Genomic DNA, 18,950 nt, shown 5'->3' with positions numbered 1-18,950 from the left:
GTTATTAATAATGACATTTACCACACTCAAGACCTCCAATTGCATCTACAGTGATCTTACCTCCATCTTGTGGATATTGTTTTTTCAACTTGTCGTGTAGATTTTTGAAGTACTCTTTATTATAACCGTTGTTCATATCAACCTCAGTCGTTCTGTGACATTCAATACACCATCCCATAGTAAAGTCATTAGCCATCTGAACAACATTCATTGTATCAATCTTACCGTGACAAGCTTTACATACAACGTCAATTTTGTTGTTAGGATTCTTTTTGTTGAAAGAATTGATGATCGCTTGTTCACCTGCTACTACGTGCTGAGAGTGGTTGAAGTATACGAAATCTGGCATGTTGTGGATTCTTGTCCATTCAACCGGTTGTGTTTTTCCTGTGTACTGTTGTTTAGCAGCATCCCAACCTGTTGCAGCGTAGATCTTCTGGATTTCTCCGTCATAGAAAGCCTTATCTTTTCCTGGCTCCATGTAGTGATCTTTGTTGTATTCAGAAATTGTTCTGTGACAGTTCATACAAACGTTCATAGAAGGAATCTCAGATACTTTTCCGTATTTAGCACTAGAGTGACATAACTGACAGTCAATTTTCTGTTCTCCAGCGTGAATCTTGTGAGAGAAGTAGATAGGCTGTTCAGGTTTGTACCCTTTATAAACCCCGATCCACATTAACCAGTTCCATACTCCATAAGCTGCTAAAATAGCCAGAATAGCTAATAAGCCCTTACCAATAAAGTGGAACTTCTCATACATTTCACTGAACGAACGAACTCTTGTTTCGTTGAGTCCTGCTAATTCTTCAGACTGACCTAAAGTTACCAATTGTCTTAGTTTAACTAAGATCCAAACCAGTAAACCTGCGATCGCTAAAAGTGAAATGATTACTACGTTTGTAGTAGTTTTGTCTGCAGGAGCTGCCGCAGCAGCGTCAGTTGCAGTTGTTGCTTCCGGCTTTTTCTCTTCCGGAGCAGGAGGATTAGTCGTGAAAGCTAAAATGTCGTCAATATCCTTATCTGTAAGATTTGGAAAGACCTGCATTTCAGTCTTATTAAACTTTTCAAAAATCTCATTGGCGTATTTATCCCCAGAAGCTCTAAGAGCTTTGTTGTCTTTGATCCACTTGTGAAGCCAATCTTTGTCTACACCACCTTCTGTCTTTACTCGTTCCACAACCCCCTTCAATGGTGGTCCAACAACTTGTTTGTCCAGCGCGTGACATGCAGTACAATTCGCTTTGAAAAGTTTCTCTCCGTTTTTAGGATCGCCGTCTTGCCCGTAAAATGAAGCACTGGTTGATAACAATAAACCTATTGCAATCAACGTTTTTTTATAATGCTTTCTCCAACTAATCATTTAAATTATCTTATGTTAGTAAATTATTGAACATTCAATCAATTCCGCAAAAATAATATTTTTAACAGGAATTTAACGGTATATCCAAAAGGGAAAATATCATTTACGTTTAATTTGTATTGATTCTAAATAACTAGTTTGGTATAGTTTTTTAATTTGTATAAATTTGCGCAAACAAGTTTAAATGAGAAATTTGATTAAAATATTTTCGATATTATCATTGTTTTGGTTTTATAATATTGAAGCACAGCAGGTTGTTAAGAAGGACACTCTTTCAGGAACAGAGCTTGTCATGACAATGGATTCCAAAATAAATGCTGCTTTGGAAGGAATCGAAGGAAAGTGTTCTAAAGTTGTCACCAATAATTCTTCTAAAGATATTACGAATATTGATAGTGGAATTTCTACAGGGACAATTACGAAGCCTCCCAAAATTTATATTCCAAACAGAGAACTTACGAATGCTGAAATTTGTAAGAAAAATCCAAGAATTTTAGGATTTAAAATTCAAATTACAACAGTAAAAAGTAATGAAGAGGCCAACGAAGTGAAGTCTTATTTCAGAAAAAGATTTCCCAATCTGAAAGTAGAAACGGATGCTTCTTTAAGACCTAATTATAAAATTTTGGCGGGAAGTTATTTCACTAAACAAAGTGCTGCGGGAGATCTTTCAAAGATAAGAGAGTACTTCAAATCTGCAGTACCAGTACAGTACAGGATTTTCTGTGCAGAAGCAAAATAGGAGAAATTCTTTTTAAAATAAACAAAAAGCCGAGAAATTTTCTCGGCTTTTTTTATTGGTAATAAGTTTCCATAAACCAGAAAAATTCTGACATTCTAAATAGATTGTTGGCCAGAAGATAAACAAACAATATGGCTACTGTCAATGTTAAAAATGACAGTGTTTTTGGTGATGATCTGTATGCATAAAAAAGCCATCCTATGAGAAGAGGATATACAAAAACAAAGTGTCCTCCATAGATGTATGATGTATGAAGCCCAAATCTCATAACACAGTGAATGACAATGTCAACAATGAATGAAAGAGTGATAACCTGAACCCATTTATTTTTGAAATTTTTAAAATAACTCCAACTTATAAGGGCTAATAATATGACTATGAAAAGGTAAGGAAATACTGAAGAATAAACGTCCATATAAAGGCCCTTGAAATGGAATCCCTTCATATTATGCTTGTCCGAAAGAATGAATCCTGGGAAAAGAATATTGCCTCCGAAAAAGAATGAGCTCATCATATCCCATGTCGGCATTGATTCTACATTGGAAAACTTTTCATACTGCTGGTTTGTTTTAGAAAAGATATTCTGGTATTTGAAATCTATTCTGTTTAAGTAAAGGAGTATAAAGCAAATGGTGGCTATAGCTACTCTGAATACGGCATTCCCGAATTTTTTCCAGTCTCTGAAAAGATTTTTTTCAAAAAGAAGGGGAATAAAAACTTTTACAAAATTGGTAATGGTAAGTCCTCCAATGGTAATTCCTGCAAGAGAAAGGGCTGCAGCAGGTGTTTTTTCTTCTTTCCTTAGTTTTATCGCCGCATAATGATTGTATAAGGATAATAAAAATAAAGTATAGGTAAAATTTTCCGGAGTAAAGGATAGGATGATGTTGGTTGAAAATGTTCCAAAGAATAGAATGATCAAAACGTTTAACCACAGTGGAAGAGAGATGATGTTCTTTAAATATTTGAAAACCTGGACAATATTCAAGCTGATAATGATATTGCTAAGCCATGCCAGGGTGAGTCTGAAGTTCACATCCATTTTTCCGCCTGAAATGAATAATGAGAATTCTCTTACCCAGTTGAAAAAATAATAGGAGAGTGGGTGTCTTTCAAAGCTTCCTCCGGTCATAAGGATAGATTTGTTATCAAAGCTAAAATAAGCATCCCACGGTATTCTGTTGTCAAATATAATTCTGTAATGAATAGCAATATAGGAACCTAAAATTCCATAACAGGTAATAAAAAACAGGAAAACAGCCAGCTCGGTATAGGTGGAAGGAAAAATAAGTTTAAAGAAACTGATGATTTTTGTTTTGATAAAAGACACGTGTCAAATTTTTTGCAAAAGTAAAATAAAAAACCACCAAAATTGGTGGTTGTATAAAGATTGTATAAACGTTGTTATTGTTTGATCACTTTTTCTGTGGTAGAAGTTCCATCTGAGAAATCTACTTTCAATAGATAGTTTCCTTTTGGAAGTGAAGAGATATCTATATTTTCGGTATTGCCCGCCTTAATGGTTTTTCCTGACATATCGATCACGGATGTTGATTTGATTTTTTTATCAGACTTAATATTAACTTCTCCTTTTGAAGGATTAGGATAAACAGAAAGGTTATGGGCCTTTGTTTTTGAAATCTCACTGGTGCCGAGAACTCCGTTGGCAACAACCAACACATCATCAATTGAAACGGCATCAGCATCATTGGCAACATATTGGAACCTTACTTTTACATTGGCTTGTCCAATATAGGTGCTAAGACTTTTCTGTACAACAACAGTGTTGTAAAGGTCGGTGTCTATATTGCCGTCACCATCATCGGTAAAAGCAGGTTCGCTATCTTCATTCCAGAGGGTAGTCCAGTTGGTTCCTCCATCTGTTGAGATCTGTGCTACCAGATTACCTTTGTTCAAGCTTATCATGTATCCCCAGCCTACTTTTACTTTGAAGCTGAAGATGGGGCTTGTAGCTCCTACTAAACTGAATGCCGGACTTACAAGATTCGCTGTATTGGCTCCGGAGACCCAGTCAATAGTAGCAGAATTATTTCCGGCAATCGTAAATCTTGCTTTTAACTCGAGAGAATTTGCGGAAGTCCCGGTAAAAACAGTGCTGGTCAAATCCCAGGCTCTTGCCGCGTTTGTATTAGACTTAGTCCATCCTGTTGGAGGGAATGTCGCTCCTTCGAAACTTTCCGAAAGCAAGGTTTGAGCATTGCTGTAAAAGCATGATGCTAATACTAGAGAAAATACAATTTTTTTCATATTAAAGATTTTTCTAAATGTAGTGAAAATATTTAATATGTTGATAATACAATAGATAAGTGTGTTTTTTTGTTGTTGATTTTTTAAGAACTACATGAAAGTGTAGAACATCCTGCAGTATCATCATAGCCAGATGGTCTTTTGACGGAGAGCTCAGGGTATACTTCCTGATAAGGAGATTCTAATGCTTTGGTGAGTTTTTCAAGCATTTCTCTTTTACCATTACTGATCTCCTCAATACATTCGTAAAGGAGATAATTTCTAAGAATAAACTTGGGGTTTGTTTTTTTCATCATCGCTAAAGAATCTTCTCTTGAAATAGAGTTTAAACTTAACCTTTCTTCGTAGTCCTTTATAAAGCTGGTAAGTTTTAAAAGCTTTTCTTCATTAATGGCAACATAAGAAACATCTTTAAAGTGTTCTTTTATATCGGTATCTGGAGTTATTCTTTCCAGTTGGGTGAAAAACAAGGTGTAGTCTAGCTGAAGTTCCTGCATTAATCCCTGCCAATTGGTGAAGAACTCCTCATCCTCTTTTTGAAGTTGATCAAACCCAAATTTTTCACAAAGCATTTGATCATGGGCCTCCCAAAAATATGTTCCAAAACGATTCAGGGTGTCTTCTAAAAACTTTTCATCCTTAATTAATGGATGAAGGGAATTGGCAAGCTGCCAGAGATTCCACTGAGCAATCTGTCCCTGTTTTCCGAATGCATATCTTCTTCCGGGAAGATCGGTTGTATTGGGTGTGAAATTCAAATCATATTCATCCATCATAGAATAAGGTCCGTAATCAATAGTTAGTCCGAGAATAGACATATTATCTGTATTCATAACTCCATGTACAAATCCCACTCTGAACCATTCCACGATCATATTGGCAGTACGGGTGCAAATCCTTTCAAAAAAGTCTCTGTATTTCTGGCTGTCGGTAGATGTAATCTCCGGAAAATAGTTTTCAATGGTAAAATCAGCAAGATCCTGTAAGGTGTTATATTCTCTTTGGGCAGACATCAATTCAAAATGTCCAAAGCGTATAAAACTTTCAGCCGTTCTGATGACCGCAGCGCCTTTTTCAAGTTCCGGATTTCCACTATACATAATATCACGCATCACATCTTCTCCTGTAAATGCCAGGCTAAGTGCTCTGGTTGTGGGAACTCTTAAATGATACATGGCTTCGCTCATCAGGTATTCCCGTACTGAAGATCTTAATACGGCTCTTCCATCAGCATGTCTGGAGTAGGGAGTGGCTCCCGCACCCTTCCATTGAATTTCTGCCTTTTTGCCAGCTTCGTTGGTGATTTCACCTGCAAGGATTGCTCTTCCGTCTCCAAGTTGACCTGCCCAATTCCCAAACTGATGTCCTGCATAGGCTGTAGCATAGGTTTGAACGTTTTCAGGAAGGTTGCTTCCTACCAGGAAATTCAGGTCCTTATCTTCAAATTTTCCCAATCCTATTTCTTCTGATAAAACTTCATTAAAAGCAATCAGCTCAGGTTTTTCAAAGCCTGCAGGTTGAGTGGTGGCAAATAAAACCTTTGGCGTGTTTCTCTGCATAGGATTGTTGGAGAAATCACCCGGAAATTTCTCAATAAAAGGCTGTCTGATACGTTCGATATTCATGCTTCAAAGGTATTAATTATAAAAGAAAAGACCTTCCAAATAATTGAAAGGTCTTGTGTATTTCTAAAAGAGAATTTATTTATTGAAATCTACTTCATCATTGGAATGAAGGTTTTCATTGACGTTGTCCTCTTTCTTTTCTGTAGGTTTTTTAGGAGTAGGATCTGCCGGTCTTGGATTTTTGATCTCATCGATCGTCTGAAGACTTCCATCATCTCCATATCCTCCGCTTAAGCCTTTAAGGTTTGAGCAGCCGTCTTTCCAGTCTGAAGGTTTTACAAATTTATCGTCAGGAGTTATTCCTAAACTCTTATCTGCCCATACTTTCTTCATGAAGATTGCCCAGATCGGTAATGCCATTTTCGCACCCTGACCTTCACCTGTGCCGAAGAAGTGAGTGGCTCTGTCTTCCCATCCAACCCATGCTCCGGTTGCTAATTTTGGAGTGATTCCCATAAACCATCCGTCGGAGTTGTTCTGTGTTGTACCTGTTTTAGCAGCAATTTCTACCGCTTTTGAAATTCCTCTTCTTCCTAATTCTCCAGAAGCGGTTCCGTACTGTGCTACCCCTTTCATCAGTTCAATCATGGTGTAAGCATACATTGGGTTCATCACTTCTTTTGGTTCCACGTTTACTTCCTTAATTACTCTACCATTGGCATCTTCAATTCTCCAGATCATTTCCGGTTTGTTGTGGTTACCATAGTTGGCAAAAGTACTATAAGCTCCTAGCATCTCGTAAATCGTAATGTCTGATGAACCTAGAGCGATTGTATTGTTTCTCGGAATATCTTCTGTTACTCCCAGATCTCTTGCGGTCTGGATGACAGCGTCTACTCCTGTCATTTCAATAAGTCTTGCGGCAACAGGGTTTTGAGAGTGTGCCAATGCATCTTTTAAAGTAAGCATTCCTCCTCTTCCCGGTACATGCCATCCGTTGTGATCATAAGTTCCGTTAGAAACAGCCGAACAAGGAGTCATTCCCAGTTTCATAATAGCGGTTGCATATACAAAAGGCTTGAAGGTAGATCCTACCTGTCTTTTACCTTGCTTGATGTGGTCATATTGGAAGTGCTGCCAATCTATACCTCCTACCCATGCCTTGATCTCTCCTGTTCCAGGAACCATAGACATAAGGCCTGCCTGTGCAATTTGTTTGTGGTATCTGATAGAATCCCAAGGAGACATTTCTACTTCTTCTTCGCCATTCCATGTGAATCTTGAAGTTTTGATAGGTTTCTTGAATTCCATCATAATGGAGTCTTCAGGCATGCCGTCAGCTTTTAAAAGCTTATATCGGCCGGTTCTTTTCATGGCCTGAAGCATTACGCTTTGGATTTGTTTATCGTTCAGATAATAGAAAGGTCTGTTTTTTCTTCCTCTCTGTTCTGCATCAAATCTCTTCTGAAGATCAGTTAAGTGTTCCTTGATAGACTCTTCTGCATACTTCTGCATTTTAGAATCAAGGGTTACATATATTTTTAAACCGTCTTTGTAAAGGTTAAGCTTCTTACCGGTTTCTTTTTCATTAGCATCAAGATATTTGTCAATCTCTTTTCTCAGATAAAACTTGTAATAAGCAGAATATCCGTCAGTAATGCTTTTGATAGGGTGGAAGTCTACTTCGATCGGAGTATTGGCCGCTTTTTCATAGGTAGCAGCATTAATGTATCCGGTCTTCTGCATCTGATCCAATACGACATTCCTTCTTTCTTTTGCCTTTTCAGGATATCTGTAAGGATTGTTTTTTCTTGGGTTTTCAAGCATTGCTACAAATGTTGCAGCTTCGGGTAGTGTGAGTTCCGAAGTTTTTTTGTTAAAATAAACTCTGGAAGCCATTTCGATACCATTAGCATTGAAAAGGAAATCAAATTTATTGAAATAAAGAGTGATGATCTCTTCTTTGGTGTATCTTTTCTCAAGACTTACTGCTACAACCCATTCTTTTAATTTCTGGAATCCTCTTTCAAATTTGTTCTGAGAAGCATTCCCTGTAAAAAGAAGTTTTGCAAGCTGCTGGGTAATGGTAGAACCACCACCACGTCCACCACCATAGGCTATAGCTCTGGCAACGGAATATAAGTCGATTCCTGAGTGTTCTTTGAAACGTTCATCTTCTTTAGCCTGAAGAGCATAAATAAGATAAGGAGGAAGGTCCTTATAAACGATAGGCTGCGTTTTTTCTTTTTCAAATTTACCTAAAGTGACTCCATCTGAAGAAATAATTTCAGAAGCGACAAAGATATCTGGGTTCTCCAGTTCTTTTACATCAGGCATTTCCCCAACGAATCCTTGGGAAACCGCAAAGAAAAGCCCCGAAATTCCCAGCACTACTGCAATGAGTCCAATCCAAATAAATGAAACCCATTTTCTCCAGGAGGTATCTTTCTTTTTTTTGGGAGGCAGAGGAAATGTTTTCCCCTTATTTCCTGCATTTTTTTTGTTTTCTTCCATTTATGGTTACGGTTTAGCCGTTTCTATTTTTACCCCAATATCCTCAATTCCCGGAAGGTTATCGTTTCTCATCGCCTGAGTCAAGCCGATTTCATATTTTCCTTTTCCCGGAAATTTATAATTTAATTTATACTGAAACAATGTTTCCTTTGTATCACCAAAGCCTGTACCAAGCCATTCTCCGTTTGGTTTTGCCAATACATAATTCAAGGTATCGGTTTCCTTTTTTTTGTTTTGGAGATTGGTGAAATTTACAATGAACCTTATATTGCTGTAAGGATAACTATTGTTGTTTCTTACGACAAATATAATATTTTTAGGATTCTGCGGATCTGAAATTTCAAGATTAAATTTTTGCTCACTTTTCTTATTCCATTTACTATCAACGGAATTCATGATAACATCTCCTCCTGAGGAAGAGTTACAGCTAAAGAAAAGGATAAGGGAAAATAATCCTAAAATTTTACGCATCTTTATCTTTTTTTGGGGGAAATTTCTTTTTGAATTTCTTCTTGTTCGGATTGTTTTGTGGCTTATTGTCAGCGTCAGAATTGCCTTCTACTTTTTCCACAGGTCCTTTTTGCTGTGGATGTTGTTTTTGTGGTCTAGGCTGGTTTCCAGACTGAGTATTTGGATTTTCAGCTTTATCAGATCTTTCCGGTCTTTCTTGTCTCTCCGGTCTGGTTCTTTTTTGCCCTTGTCCTTGTCCTGACGGTGCCTGCTGATTGTTATTTTGCTTATTCTGGTTGTTTCTGTTCCTGTTTCCTCTGTTCTTCTTCTCAAAACGATCCACATTATTTTCCTGGATAAGGTCAATATTGTGAGTAGAAGGTTCCGGCTGTTTCAGGTCTTCCAGAGGAAGTATTCTTTCTCCTCTTTTGTTTTTTGCAATCAGCTTTTTCACAAGATCAATGTCAAAATCATACCATGCCATAGAACTATCTACGTAGGCAAACCACATTTTCTTTTTGAAAACATCAATTTTGATACAGAATGCTTTTCCTTTCTCTGTCTCCAACATTGTTGAAGAAGATGGGAAATTGCTCAACGCATCCAAATAACTGTCAAGCTCATAGTTAAGACAACATTTCAGCTTTCCACATTGCCCGGCTAGCTTTTGAGGGTTAATACTCAACTGCTGATATCTTGCAACATTGGTGTTTACAGATCTGAAATCTGTAAGCCATGTAGAGCAGCAAAGCTCACGTCCACAAGATCCTATTCCGCCTACTTTTGCGGCTTCCTGTCTGAAACCGATTTGTTTCATATCGATTTTAGTTCGGAAAGTTCCAGCGTAATCTTTGATTAGCTGTCTGAAGTCTATTCGGTTATCAGCCGTGTAATAAAAAGTGATCTTTGAAGAATCACCCTGATATTCCACATCAGTAACTTTCATTTCAAGGTTCAATCTGTGGGCAATTTTTCTTGCTTCAAGTTTTACACCCTCTTCTTTTTTTCTTGCTTCCTGCCATACCTCAAGATCCTTTTGGTTGGCTTGTCTGTATATTTTGAGTGCAGATTCTTCAGAAAATTTTTTCTTTTTCATCTGAATCTTTACTAGTTCTCCTGTAAGGCTTACAACACCTACATCGTGTCCCGGACTTGATTCTACTGTAATTACGCTACCTATATGTAAAGGAATATTATTTACATTCTTATAAAACGATTTCCTGTCATTTTTAAATCTAACTTCCACAAAATCACACCTGTTAGGTGCCGGATTGTTGATGTCAGAAAGCCAGTCAAAAACACTTAATTTATAACTATTCCCGCAGGTATTTACACTTTCACAGCCACTTGCAGTTTTTTTAGGACCACAAGAATGTGCAGAATCGCCGGATGTTTTACATCCACAACTCATATATTACTATTATTTATAATCTGCAAATTTATGTATTTTTATCTTTATGCAATTCTAAAATACTTAAATAACCTGAATTCGCCATAAAACATTTAAGTATTTTAAGTAAGAATAAGAGCTCGAAACTGGAATAAGGATGTCATAGAAGGGATAAAAGGAGAAGATTTAAAAAAAATAATATCTTTTATCTGACTCCTTTTTTAAATTAACATTTATTATTATTTGCCCTCCTGCTTTATTTTTTTGGAGCAAGATTACTTTATAATTAAACAATTGTTTAAAATTAAACAGTTTGATTTTAATTATTTTACAATGTACTTAAGTGTTTAATAATTAAAATATTGTATTGACTTTATTTCAATGTGTTATTTTAAACATAGTTTTCTTTTAAGATATTGTTTAAAATATTAGGAAATATTAACAGACGTATTCAAAATAATTTTATATTTGACTTATATATAATAGTCTATGAAAAAAATATTAGTATCAACTGCTTTATTGGCGGGAGTTCTATCTTACGCAGGAGGCTTCAGAGTTTCCCTGCAAGGGGTGAAACAATTGGCAATGGCGCATACTAGTGCTCATGCCGAAGACGCGAGTGTGACATTCTTTAACCCTGCGGGTATGTCATTTATCCCTTCCAAACTGAGTGTAGTGGCTGGAGGTTTTGCTGCAAGTAACAAGGTTACTTTTCAAAACTTCAATACTTTACAAAGTACAGAAACAGATAACCCTGTAGGAACTCCTTTCTATGCTGCGATTACTTATAGACCAATAGAAAAACTAACAGTGGGTCTTAGTGTTACAACACCTTTTGGAAGCACAATTAAGTGGCCGGAAAACTGGGAAGGTAAAGAAATGGTTCAGAAACTTGAACTGAAGAGTTTTTACTTCCAGCCGATGGTTTCTGTGAAACTTGCCCCTTGGGTATCTTTTGGTGCAAGTTATATTTATGCAAAAGGAGTTGTAGATTGGGATAAAGCTGTAACACAATTCGGTGGGCAGGTGAATATCAACGATAAAAAAGCAAGCGGACATGGATATGGTTTCGGTTTCTATTTCAGACCTGATCCAAAATTAGACGTGAGTATTGCTTACCGCTCTGCAATAGATATGAAAGCGAAGAACGGTACCGCTACATTCCAATTCCCGTCTCAATCTATTTATACACAGCTGAAGTTGAACGCAGCAGGACAGGATGGCTTCTCAGCAGTTCTTCCTCTTGTTGAAGAATATACAGTTGGTTTGACATATAGAGTAACACCGAAATGGCAGGTTTCTGCAGACTTTAACTATCACGGATGGGAAAGATACAGCAAACTTACTTTAGATTTCGAGAATGCACCTATCGGGAATAATCCATCGGATCCTACTATTCTTACAAGTCCTAAGAACTTCAAAAACTCCAAAACATTCAGATTGGGGACTCAATATGCCTTCACAAATATGATTTACGGACGTTTGGGAGCTTATTATGATGAAGCGCCTTATACTACAGATAACTTTATTCCGGAAACACCTTCATATGATACTTACGTTGTAACAGGAGGTATAGGTATCAAATTGAAGCAGTTTGGAATTGATATCGCAGGAGGATATGCAATGCCTCAATACAGAAATGTAAATAACGCTACCCTAGGTTTCTACGGACAATCGAAAGCAACAGCGTTCTACTTGGGTCTAGGTTTATCTTATAATCCTTTTTAATTTTAGAAGACTATGAAAAAAATTATAATATCGACAATTGCAGTTTCTGCACTTCTTTTTACAGTAACGAGCTGTAATACGGATTTCGATACGGATGTAAAAGATATCCAGGTAACAAAAGGTGATGCAGATTTTACAAAATATATTTCACTGGGGAATTCACTTACTTCCGGATATCGTGATGGAGCATTATACAGCAGTGGCCAAAATGAATCTTATCCAAGTATGATTGCAGGACAAATGAGACTTGCAGGAGGAGGAGATTTTAAACAACCGTTAATGCCTAATGATGTAGGAGGTTTCAATAATCTTCCTGGATTTCCTGGAAAATTAAATCTTCAGGTGGTTAATGGATCTTTGTCTCCAGTGGCAAGTGGTCCGGCAGGGGCATTAGATGTATTATCTGGTGGAGGAACTTATAATAATATGGGTGTGCCTGGTGCAAAATCTTTCCACCTGGTGGCGCCTGGATATGGCAGCCAGGCAGGTCTTGCTACAGGAACGGCTAATCCTTATTTTGTGAGGTTTGCTTCTTCTGCTACAACAAGCGTATTGGCTGATGCTATGGCTCAGAAGGCCACATTCTTTTCTCTTTGGATAGGAAATAATGATGTATTATCATATGCTACCAATGGAGGTACAAACTCTCAGACTGTAGGAGGAGTTACAACTTATACTGCTGCTACTGTTCAGACGGGAAATACAAATCCTACGACTTATAAATCAAATGATATTTCTGATCCTGCGCTTTTGGCTGGATCTATTAAAGCCGTTTTGGATGGCCTTAAAAGTGTAGGAACAACAAAAGGTGTTATTGCTAATATTCCTTCTGTTACTTCCGTTCCTTTCTTTACAACGGTACCTTATAACCCTTTGACGCCCGCTCTTTTAGGTTCGAACCTGACAACTCTTAATACAAGTTTATACGGTCCTTTGAAGCAGGCACTTACCGCTTTTGGTGCTGGAGATAGAATTAATTTACTTTCTGCATCCGGACCAAATCCAGTTTTAATTAAAGATGTTGCTCTTACGGATCTGTCAGCTCAGCTTACTGCTGCTTTGACTCCTTCTTTAGGATTGCCTACAGCAACAGCTTTTGGACAAATCTTTGGACAGGCTAGACAGGCTACTGCAGATGATTATATCTTGCTTACTACGAGTTCTGTGATTGGAAGTACTGCAGCAGGGGTTCCGGCTCCGGTAAATATTTATGGTATTTCTTATCCATTACAAAACCAACATGTTTTAACAAAAACAGAAGCTGGCTATGTGAAAACTGCTACTACGGCATATAATACATCTATAAAATCACTTGCTGACTCTTATGGATTGGCTTTTGTAGATGCAGGTTCTAAAATGCTGGAACTGAACGCGCAATCTGGTATTTCATATGACGGTGTGAAATATACTGCGAAATTTGTAACCGGAGGAGCTTTCTCTTTAGATGGAGTTCACCTTACAGGACGTGGATATGGTATTGTTGCTAATGAATTTATTAAGTCTATCAATGCTAAATATAAATCTACACTTCCACAGGTAGATCCGAACAAATATTCAGGAGTTAAGTTCCCTTAATAATTGATAAAATAAAAACTTAGAAACCACAAGAGTAAATCTTGTGGTTTTTTTTTAAATTTGCAAAATCTTTTAAAAAGTAAAAATGGCCGATCAGTTAAGTTATCTATTTTGTACAAGAACCAGCAGGGACTTGGCAGAGAAAATTGCCCAGAATTATGGGAAAGAATTAGGGAAAATCAACTTTCAGGAGTTCAGCGACGGGGAATTTGAGCCTGTTTTGGACGAATCTGTAAGAGGAGGAAGAGTTTTCCTAATCGGATCTACATTCCCTCCTGCAGACAATCTTTTAGAGCTTCTTCTAATGATTGATGCAGCGAAAAGAGCTTCTGCAAAGAGCATTACCGTTGTAATTCCTTACTTCGGACTTGCCAGACAGGACAGAAAAGACAAACCAAGAGCGCCGATCGGTGCTAAGTTAGTTGCCAACCTTCTTACAGCAGCGGGAGCAACACGAGTGATGACAATGGATCTTCACGCAGATCAGATTCAAGGATTCTTCGAAATTCCGGTAGATCACCTGTATGCTTCAAGTATTTTTGTAGATTATATCAGATCATTGAATCTTGATAATCTTACCATTGCTTCTCCGGATATGGGGGGTGCAAAAAGAGCTAAAAACTACGCTGGTCACCTGGGTGCTGAAGTAGTAATTGCTTATAAGGAAAGAAAAAAAGCAAACGTTGTAGAAGAAATGTTCCTTATCGGAGACGTGACAGGTAAAAATGTAATCCTTATCGATGACATGATTGATACTGCAGGTACGCTTTGCAAGGCAGCAGAAATCTTAATTGAAAAAGGAGCAAAAACAGTAAGGGCAATGGCAACTCACGGAGTGCTTTCAGGAAAGGCTTACGATAATATTGAGAACTCAAAACTCTTGGAAGTTATTGTAACTGACTCAATTCCTGTTAAAAATAATTTGTCATCTAAAATAAAAGTGCTATCTTGCGCCCCATTATTTGCAGATGTTATGACAATGGTTCATGAGCACAAATCAATTAGCAGCAAGTTTGTTATTTAATTGATTTTAAGTGAATTGCAAATTATAATTAGAACAATTTTTTAAATTTTTATAAATGAAATCTATTACAATTCAAGGTACAAAAAGAGAAAGCGTGGGCAAAAAGTCTACAAAAGCTTTACGTGATGCTGAATTAGTTCCTTGTGTTGTTTATGGAGGTGGTGCACCATTGAACTTCTCTGCTGAAGAGAGAGCTTTCAAAGGGTTAGTATACACTCCTGAAGCACACACGGTATCTATTGAAGTTGATGGTCAAACAATTCCAGCAGTTCTTCAAGATATTCAGTTTCACCCAATCACTGACAAAATTCTTCACGCAGACTTCTACCAACTATCTGACGATAAGCCAGTTGTTATGGAAGTTCCAGTAAGACTTGTTGGACGTTCTAAAGGTGTTGTAGCTGGTGGTGTTTTACGTCAGTCTTTCAGAAAGCTAAAAGTAAAAGCTATTCCTGCTAACTTGCCAGATGAAGTCGTTGTAGACGTTACTCCATTAAGAATCGGTAACAAACTTTACATCGGTAGCATCAAAACAGTAGGATATTCTTTCGTTCACCCTGACAACGCAGTAGTAGTTGCTGTTAAGATGTCTAGAAATGCAATGAAAGGTGGTGCAGCACAGGAAGATGATGAAGATGAAGAAGAAGTTGCAACTGAAGAAGGTGCAGCTCCTGAAGCAGCAGAAACTGCAGCAGAATAAGAATTGCTTATTTAAACAATATAAGAACCCGTCAATTTTGGCGGGTTTTTTATTTGGGTAGTTGAAAGATAAATAAATGAAATTTTACTTTCATCCTTCTCAGCTTCCCTTATCTCATTGTTTTTGTCCACCACAAACCATCGAATATTTCTATCAGCTGACAAGTATCAGCATACAACCCCATGCCTTCTTTCAGAAAAAAAACCGTAAATTTGAAGTGTTCTAAATAAGGGCGTTTTAATTTAAAAAATAAATAAATGTTTGACATTCAGGAAATAAGAAGTCAGTTTTCTATATTGAACAGAGAAGTGAATGGTAAGCCTTTGGTTTATCTGGATAATGCAGCTACATCTCAAAAGCCAAATTCAGTTTTGGATGTCTGTCACACATATTATACAGAACTTAATGCGAATGTTCACAGAGGGATTCATACCCTGAGCCAGCTGGCAACAGAAGAAATGGAACTTTCAAGAAGAAAGATTCAGAAATTCATCAATGCTGAGCATGATTTTGAAGTGATTTTTACAAAAGGAACAACAGAAGGGCTGAACCTTATCGCTTATATTTTGACACAGAAACTGCAAAAAGATGATGAGATCATTATTTCATATCTTGAGCACCATTCTAATATTGTTCCCTGGCAGATGCTTTGCGAAAGAACAGGAGCCAAACTTCGCGTGATCCCGATTGATGAAAATGGAATCCTTCAAATGGACCATTTTGATCAGTTTTTAAGTGAAAAGACTAAAGTTGTTTCTGTAAACCAGGTTTCCAATGCATTGGGAATTGTGAATCCTATTGAGGAGATTATTGCTAAAACAAGAAAAAATACGGATGCCTATATTGTTATTGATGGAGCTCAATCTGCACCGCATTTCAATATTGATGTTCAGAAGCTGGATTGTGACTTCTTTGTATTCTCAGGTCATAAAATGTATGCTCCGATGGGAACGGGTATTTTATATGGAAAACGTGAGATATTAGAAGCCCTGCCGCCTTTTCATGGAGGAGGGGAGATGATTGCAACATGTTCTTTCGAAGGAACTACGTATGCAGGCCTTCCATTTAAATATGAAGCAGGAACACCGAATGTAGGAGGAAATATTGCTTTAGGAGCTGCTGTTGATTTTATGAACAAAGTAGGCCATGCTAATATTCAGAATCATGAGAATGCTTTACTGGAATATGCCCAGAAACAGCTTTTGGAAATAGAAGGAATTAAAATCTATGGTGAAAAAGCAAAAAGAACAGGGGTGGTTTCCTTTAATCTGGAAGGAGTAGGGATTGCGTCTGATGTAGGAATGATCCTTGATAAAATGGGTATTGCCGTAAGAACAGGACATCACTGTACACAGCCTATCATGAACTTCTTTAATATTGCAGGAACGGTAAGAGCTAGTTTTGCTGTTTATAATACTTTCGAGGAAATTGACAGCCTGGTAGAAGGAGTTAAGAAAGCACAAAGAATGTTGAGCTAATCATACAATATTCTTTATTATATAAATTAAAAAGCAGCTATTAAGCTGCTTTTTTTATTCCCATGGAATACAATGACATCTGCCATTAATAATAACCTGATAATATCCAATGGCGCATTCAAGGCAGATTTCTCCTCCAGCCATAATACTTTTCATTTTGTCTTTGTTTAATTTTTTCATATTCAATGATTTAAAATGTTATTGGTGACATGAAGATAATTAAAAATATCACGGGAAAACTCATAAATCCTCCAAATTTTGACGAGTTTATGAGTTTAATTCATAGCATATTACGAACCAGTCTGTAAATAATAGACTTTGACAATCTCTGAGATAGGAATTTTTATATCTGCTCGTCTTTCTTCTTGGAGTAATTTTGCCTTAGTCTAAATTTAATTTAATGGAATTAATAGAAAAACTGAACTGGAGATTTGCAACCAAAGCAATGAACGGTCAAAAAGTACCACAGGAAAAAGTGGATAAAATATTAGAAGCTGCAAGACTGGCACCCACATCCAGCGGGCTTCAGCCTTTTGAGATCATTGTGATCACTAATCAGGAGGTGAAAGAGCAAATTAAGCCTCATGCATGGAATCAGCCACAGGTCACAGACTGTTCACATCTTTTGGTATTTGCTGCCTGGGATAATTATACAGAAGAAAGAATTAACAGTATGTTTGATCTTACGAATGAAATTAGAGGCTTTAAAAATGAAGGCTGGGAAAACTACAGACAAATGCTGCTGGGAACATATCCTCAAAGATCTGCTGAAGAAAACTTTACCCACGCTGCAAAACAGGCTTATATTTCCTTCGGGGCTGCCATTATCGCAGCTGCTTTTGAAGAAGTAGATTCTACACCCATGGAAGGGTTTTCACCGGATGCAGTAGATGAAATACTAAACTTAAAAGAAAAAGGGTTGAAAAGTGTTTTGCTGTTACCAATCGGGTACAGAAATACGGAATCAGACTGGTTGGTAAATCTTACGAAAGTGAGAAAACCTAAAGAAGCTTTTATTACCGAAGTGAATTAATTACTCATTTTTTCTTATAAAAAATCCCTCTCAATTATTTTGAAAGGGATTTTATTTTGTATGAAATAAACCTTAAATATTCGGTTTCCAATCTACAACAGCTCTGATGAATGCTTCAGCATTTTCAACAGGAATATTAGGTAGAATTCCGTGTCCAAGATTCGCAATATATCTGTCTTTTCCAAAACGGTTGATCATTTCAGTTACCATCTTCTTGATCGTCTCGGGTGTAGAATGAAGTCTTGCAGGATCAAAATTCCCCTGAAGCGTCATCGTATGGTTCGTTAATGTTCTTGCAAGCTCAGGTTTAATGGTCCAGTCAACACCTAAAGCAGACACTTTAGACATGGTCATTTCTTCAAGAGCAAACCAACATCCTTTTCCAAATACAACAACATGGGTAAGCGGGCTTAATGCTTCAACAATCTGATTGATGTACTGCCATGAGAATTCCTGATAGTCAGTCGGAGAAAGCATTCCTCCCCAAGAATCAAAAACCTGTACTGCAGAAACTCCTTTCTCTACTTTTCTCTTTAAATAAGCAATCGTAGTATCTGTAATTTTCTGTAATAATAAATGCGCAGCTTCAGGCTGTTGGAAACAGAAAGATTTTGCAATATCAAAAGCTTTACTTCCTTTTCCTTCAACACAATAACAAAGGATAGTCCATGGAGAACCGGCAAAACCGATCAATGGAATGTCATTGTCCAGCTTCTGAAGAGTCAGTTCAATAGCATCAAAAACGTAGCCTAAAGTATCATTCACATCCGGAGTTTCAATATTCTGAACCTGCTCCATTGTTCTGATTGGAGTGTCTAACCATGGGCCAACAGATTCCTTCATTTTGAAATCTATTCCCATTGCCTGAGGAACTACCAAAATATCTGAAAACAGGATCGCAGCATCCAACGGAAATCTACGGATCGGTTGTAAGGTAATTTCAGCCGCAAGTTCAGGGGTCTGACATCTTGTAAAGAAGTCATATTGATCTCTTAAAGCAATGAATTCCGGCAGATATCTTCCAGCCTGCCTCATCATCCAGACAGGAGGTCTTTCAACGGTTTCTCCGCGAAGTGCTTTTAAATATAGGTCGTTTTTTATCATAATCTATTTAAACTAA

At 37.3% G+C, this 18,950-nt stretch carries 16 protein-coding genes; 7 read left to right on the top strand and 9 right to left on the bottom strand.

The annotated features are described in order from the left end of the window. Positions 1-4: 4 nt before the first annotated feature. Positions 5-1,363, bottom strand: coding sequence for a c-type cytochrome (locus C1634_RS01985; protein WP_103232295.1), 1,359 nt, complete (start codon positions 1,361-1,363; stop codon positions 5-7). A 184-nt stretch (positions 1,364-1,547) separates the two neighbouring features. On the opposite strand from C1634_RS01985, the gene C1634_RS01980 reads away from it, so the two are divergent. After that, on the top strand, positions 1,548-2,105 hold the full coding sequence (locus tag C1634_RS01980) for a sporulation protein (RefSeq protein WP_103232296.1): 558 nt from the start codon (positions 1,548-1,550) through the stop codon (positions 2,103-2,105). A gap of 52 nt (positions 2,106-2,157) precedes the next feature. Here the strand turns inward: C1634_RS01980 and C1634_RS01975 are convergent, their stop codons facing one another. The 6 genes from C1634_RS01975 to C1634_RS01950 all read right to left on the bottom strand — a co-directional run bounded on the left by C1634_RS01975 (position 2,158) and on the right by C1634_RS01950 (position 10,313). Further along, a complete protein-coding gene (locus tag C1634_RS01975; protein ID WP_228409936.1) occupies positions 2,158-3,435 on the bottom strand; it encodes a DUF6080 domain-containing protein in 1,278 nt (425 codons plus the stop codon). 74 nt (positions 3,436-3,509) lie between these two features. After that, positions 3,510-4,373 carry a T9SS type A sorting domain-containing protein gene (locus tag C1634_RS01970; protein ID WP_103232297.1) on the bottom strand — a complete coding sequence of 288 codons (864 nt, stop codon included), beginning with the start codon at positions 4,371-4,373 and terminating at the stop codon, positions 3,510-3,512. 83 nt (positions 4,374-4,456) lie between these two features. Beyond that, complete coding sequence (locus tag C1634_RS01965; RefSeq protein WP_109737825.1) at positions 4,457-5,998, bottom strand: protein adenylyltransferase SelO; 1,542 nt, start codon at positions 5,996-5,998, stop codon at positions 4,457-4,459. Between the two features lie 75 nt (positions 5,999-6,073). Beyond that, positions 6,074-8,452, bottom strand: coding sequence for a transglycosylase domain-containing protein (locus C1634_RS01960; RefSeq protein WP_109737824.1), 2,379 nt, complete (start codon positions 8,450-8,452; stop codon positions 6,074-6,076). 6 nt (positions 8,453-8,458) lie between these two features. Next, a complete protein-coding gene (locus tag C1634_RS01955) occupies positions 8,459-8,923 on the bottom strand; it encodes a gliding motility lipoprotein GldH (RefSeq protein WP_103232300.1) in 465 nt (154 codons plus the stop codon). Beyond that, the gene (locus tag C1634_RS01950) at positions 8,916-10,313 is read right to left on the bottom strand and encodes a PSP1 domain-containing protein (protein WP_109737823.1); all 1,398 of its coding nucleotides are present in this window, start codon (positions 10,311-10,313) and stop codon (positions 8,916-8,918) included. Before C1634_RS01950 ends, C1634_RS01955 begins: the two co-directional genes overlap by 8 nt. A 468-nt stretch (positions 10,314-10,781) precedes the next feature. Between C1634_RS01950 and C1634_RS01945 the strand changes: the two genes are divergently transcribed. From C1634_RS01945 to C1634_RS01925, 5 genes are all read left to right on the top strand, one after another. Next, complete coding sequence (locus tag C1634_RS01945) at positions 10,782-12,020, top strand: OmpP1/FadL family transporter (protein ID WP_103232302.1); 1,239 nt, start codon at positions 10,782-10,784, stop codon at positions 12,018-12,020. 12 nt (positions 12,021-12,032) lie between these two features. Beyond that, positions 12,033-13,595 carry an SGNH/GDSL hydrolase family protein gene (locus C1634_RS01940; protein ID WP_103232303.1) on the top strand — a complete coding sequence of 521 codons (1,563 nt, stop codon included), beginning with the start codon at positions 12,033-12,035 and terminating at the stop codon, positions 13,593-13,595. An 85-nt stretch (positions 13,596-13,680) separates the two neighbouring features. After that, the gene (locus C1634_RS01935; protein WP_109737822.1) at positions 13,681-14,619 is read left to right on the top strand and encodes a ribose-phosphate pyrophosphokinase; all 939 of its coding nucleotides are present in this window, start codon (positions 13,681-13,683) and stop codon (positions 14,617-14,619) included. Positions 14,620-14,674: 55 nt separating this feature from the next. Next, entirely contained in the window at positions 14,675-15,319 is a 645-nt protein-coding gene (locus C1634_RS01930; RefSeq protein WP_103235430.1) for a 50S ribosomal protein L25/general stress protein Ctc, read from the top strand. 257 nt (positions 15,320-15,576) lie between these two features. After that, on the top strand, positions 15,577-16,797 hold the full coding sequence (locus tag C1634_RS01925; protein WP_103235431.1) for an aminotransferase class V-fold PLP-dependent enzyme: 1,221 nt from the start codon (positions 15,577-15,579) through the stop codon (positions 16,795-16,797). A 54-nt stretch (positions 16,798-16,851) separates the two neighbouring features. Here the strand turns inward: C1634_RS01925 and C1634_RS01920 are convergent, their stop codons facing one another. Continuing rightward, positions 16,852-16,977 carry a GNAT family acetyltransferase gene (locus C1634_RS01920; RefSeq protein WP_103235433.1) on the bottom strand — a complete coding sequence of 42 codons (126 nt, stop codon included), beginning with the start codon at positions 16,975-16,977 and terminating at the stop codon, positions 16,852-16,854. Between the two features lie 220 nt (positions 16,978-17,197). Between C1634_RS01920 and C1634_RS01915 the strand changes: the two genes are divergently transcribed. Then, a complete protein-coding gene (locus C1634_RS01915) occupies positions 17,198-17,830 on the top strand; it encodes an NAD(P)H-dependent oxidoreductase (protein WP_109737821.1) in 633 nt (210 codons plus the stop codon). A 72-nt stretch (positions 17,831-17,902) separates the two neighbouring features. On the opposite strand, the gene hemE is transcribed toward C1634_RS01915, so the two are convergent. Then, a complete protein-coding gene (gene hemE / locus C1634_RS01910) occupies positions 17,903-18,934 on the bottom strand; it encodes a uroporphyrinogen decarboxylase (protein WP_103235412.1) in 1,032 nt (343 codons plus the stop codon). Between the last annotated feature and the right edge of the window lie 16 nt (positions 18,935-18,950).

This window comes from Chryseobacterium viscerum (assembly GCF_002899945.2).
Classification (GTDB): Bacteria; Bacteroidota; Bacteroidia; order Flavobacteriales; family Weeksellaceae; genus Chryseobacterium; species Chryseobacterium viscerum.
Note: the sequence above shows the minus strand (reverse complement) of the source record. Positions and strands in the feature narration are given on the sequence as shown.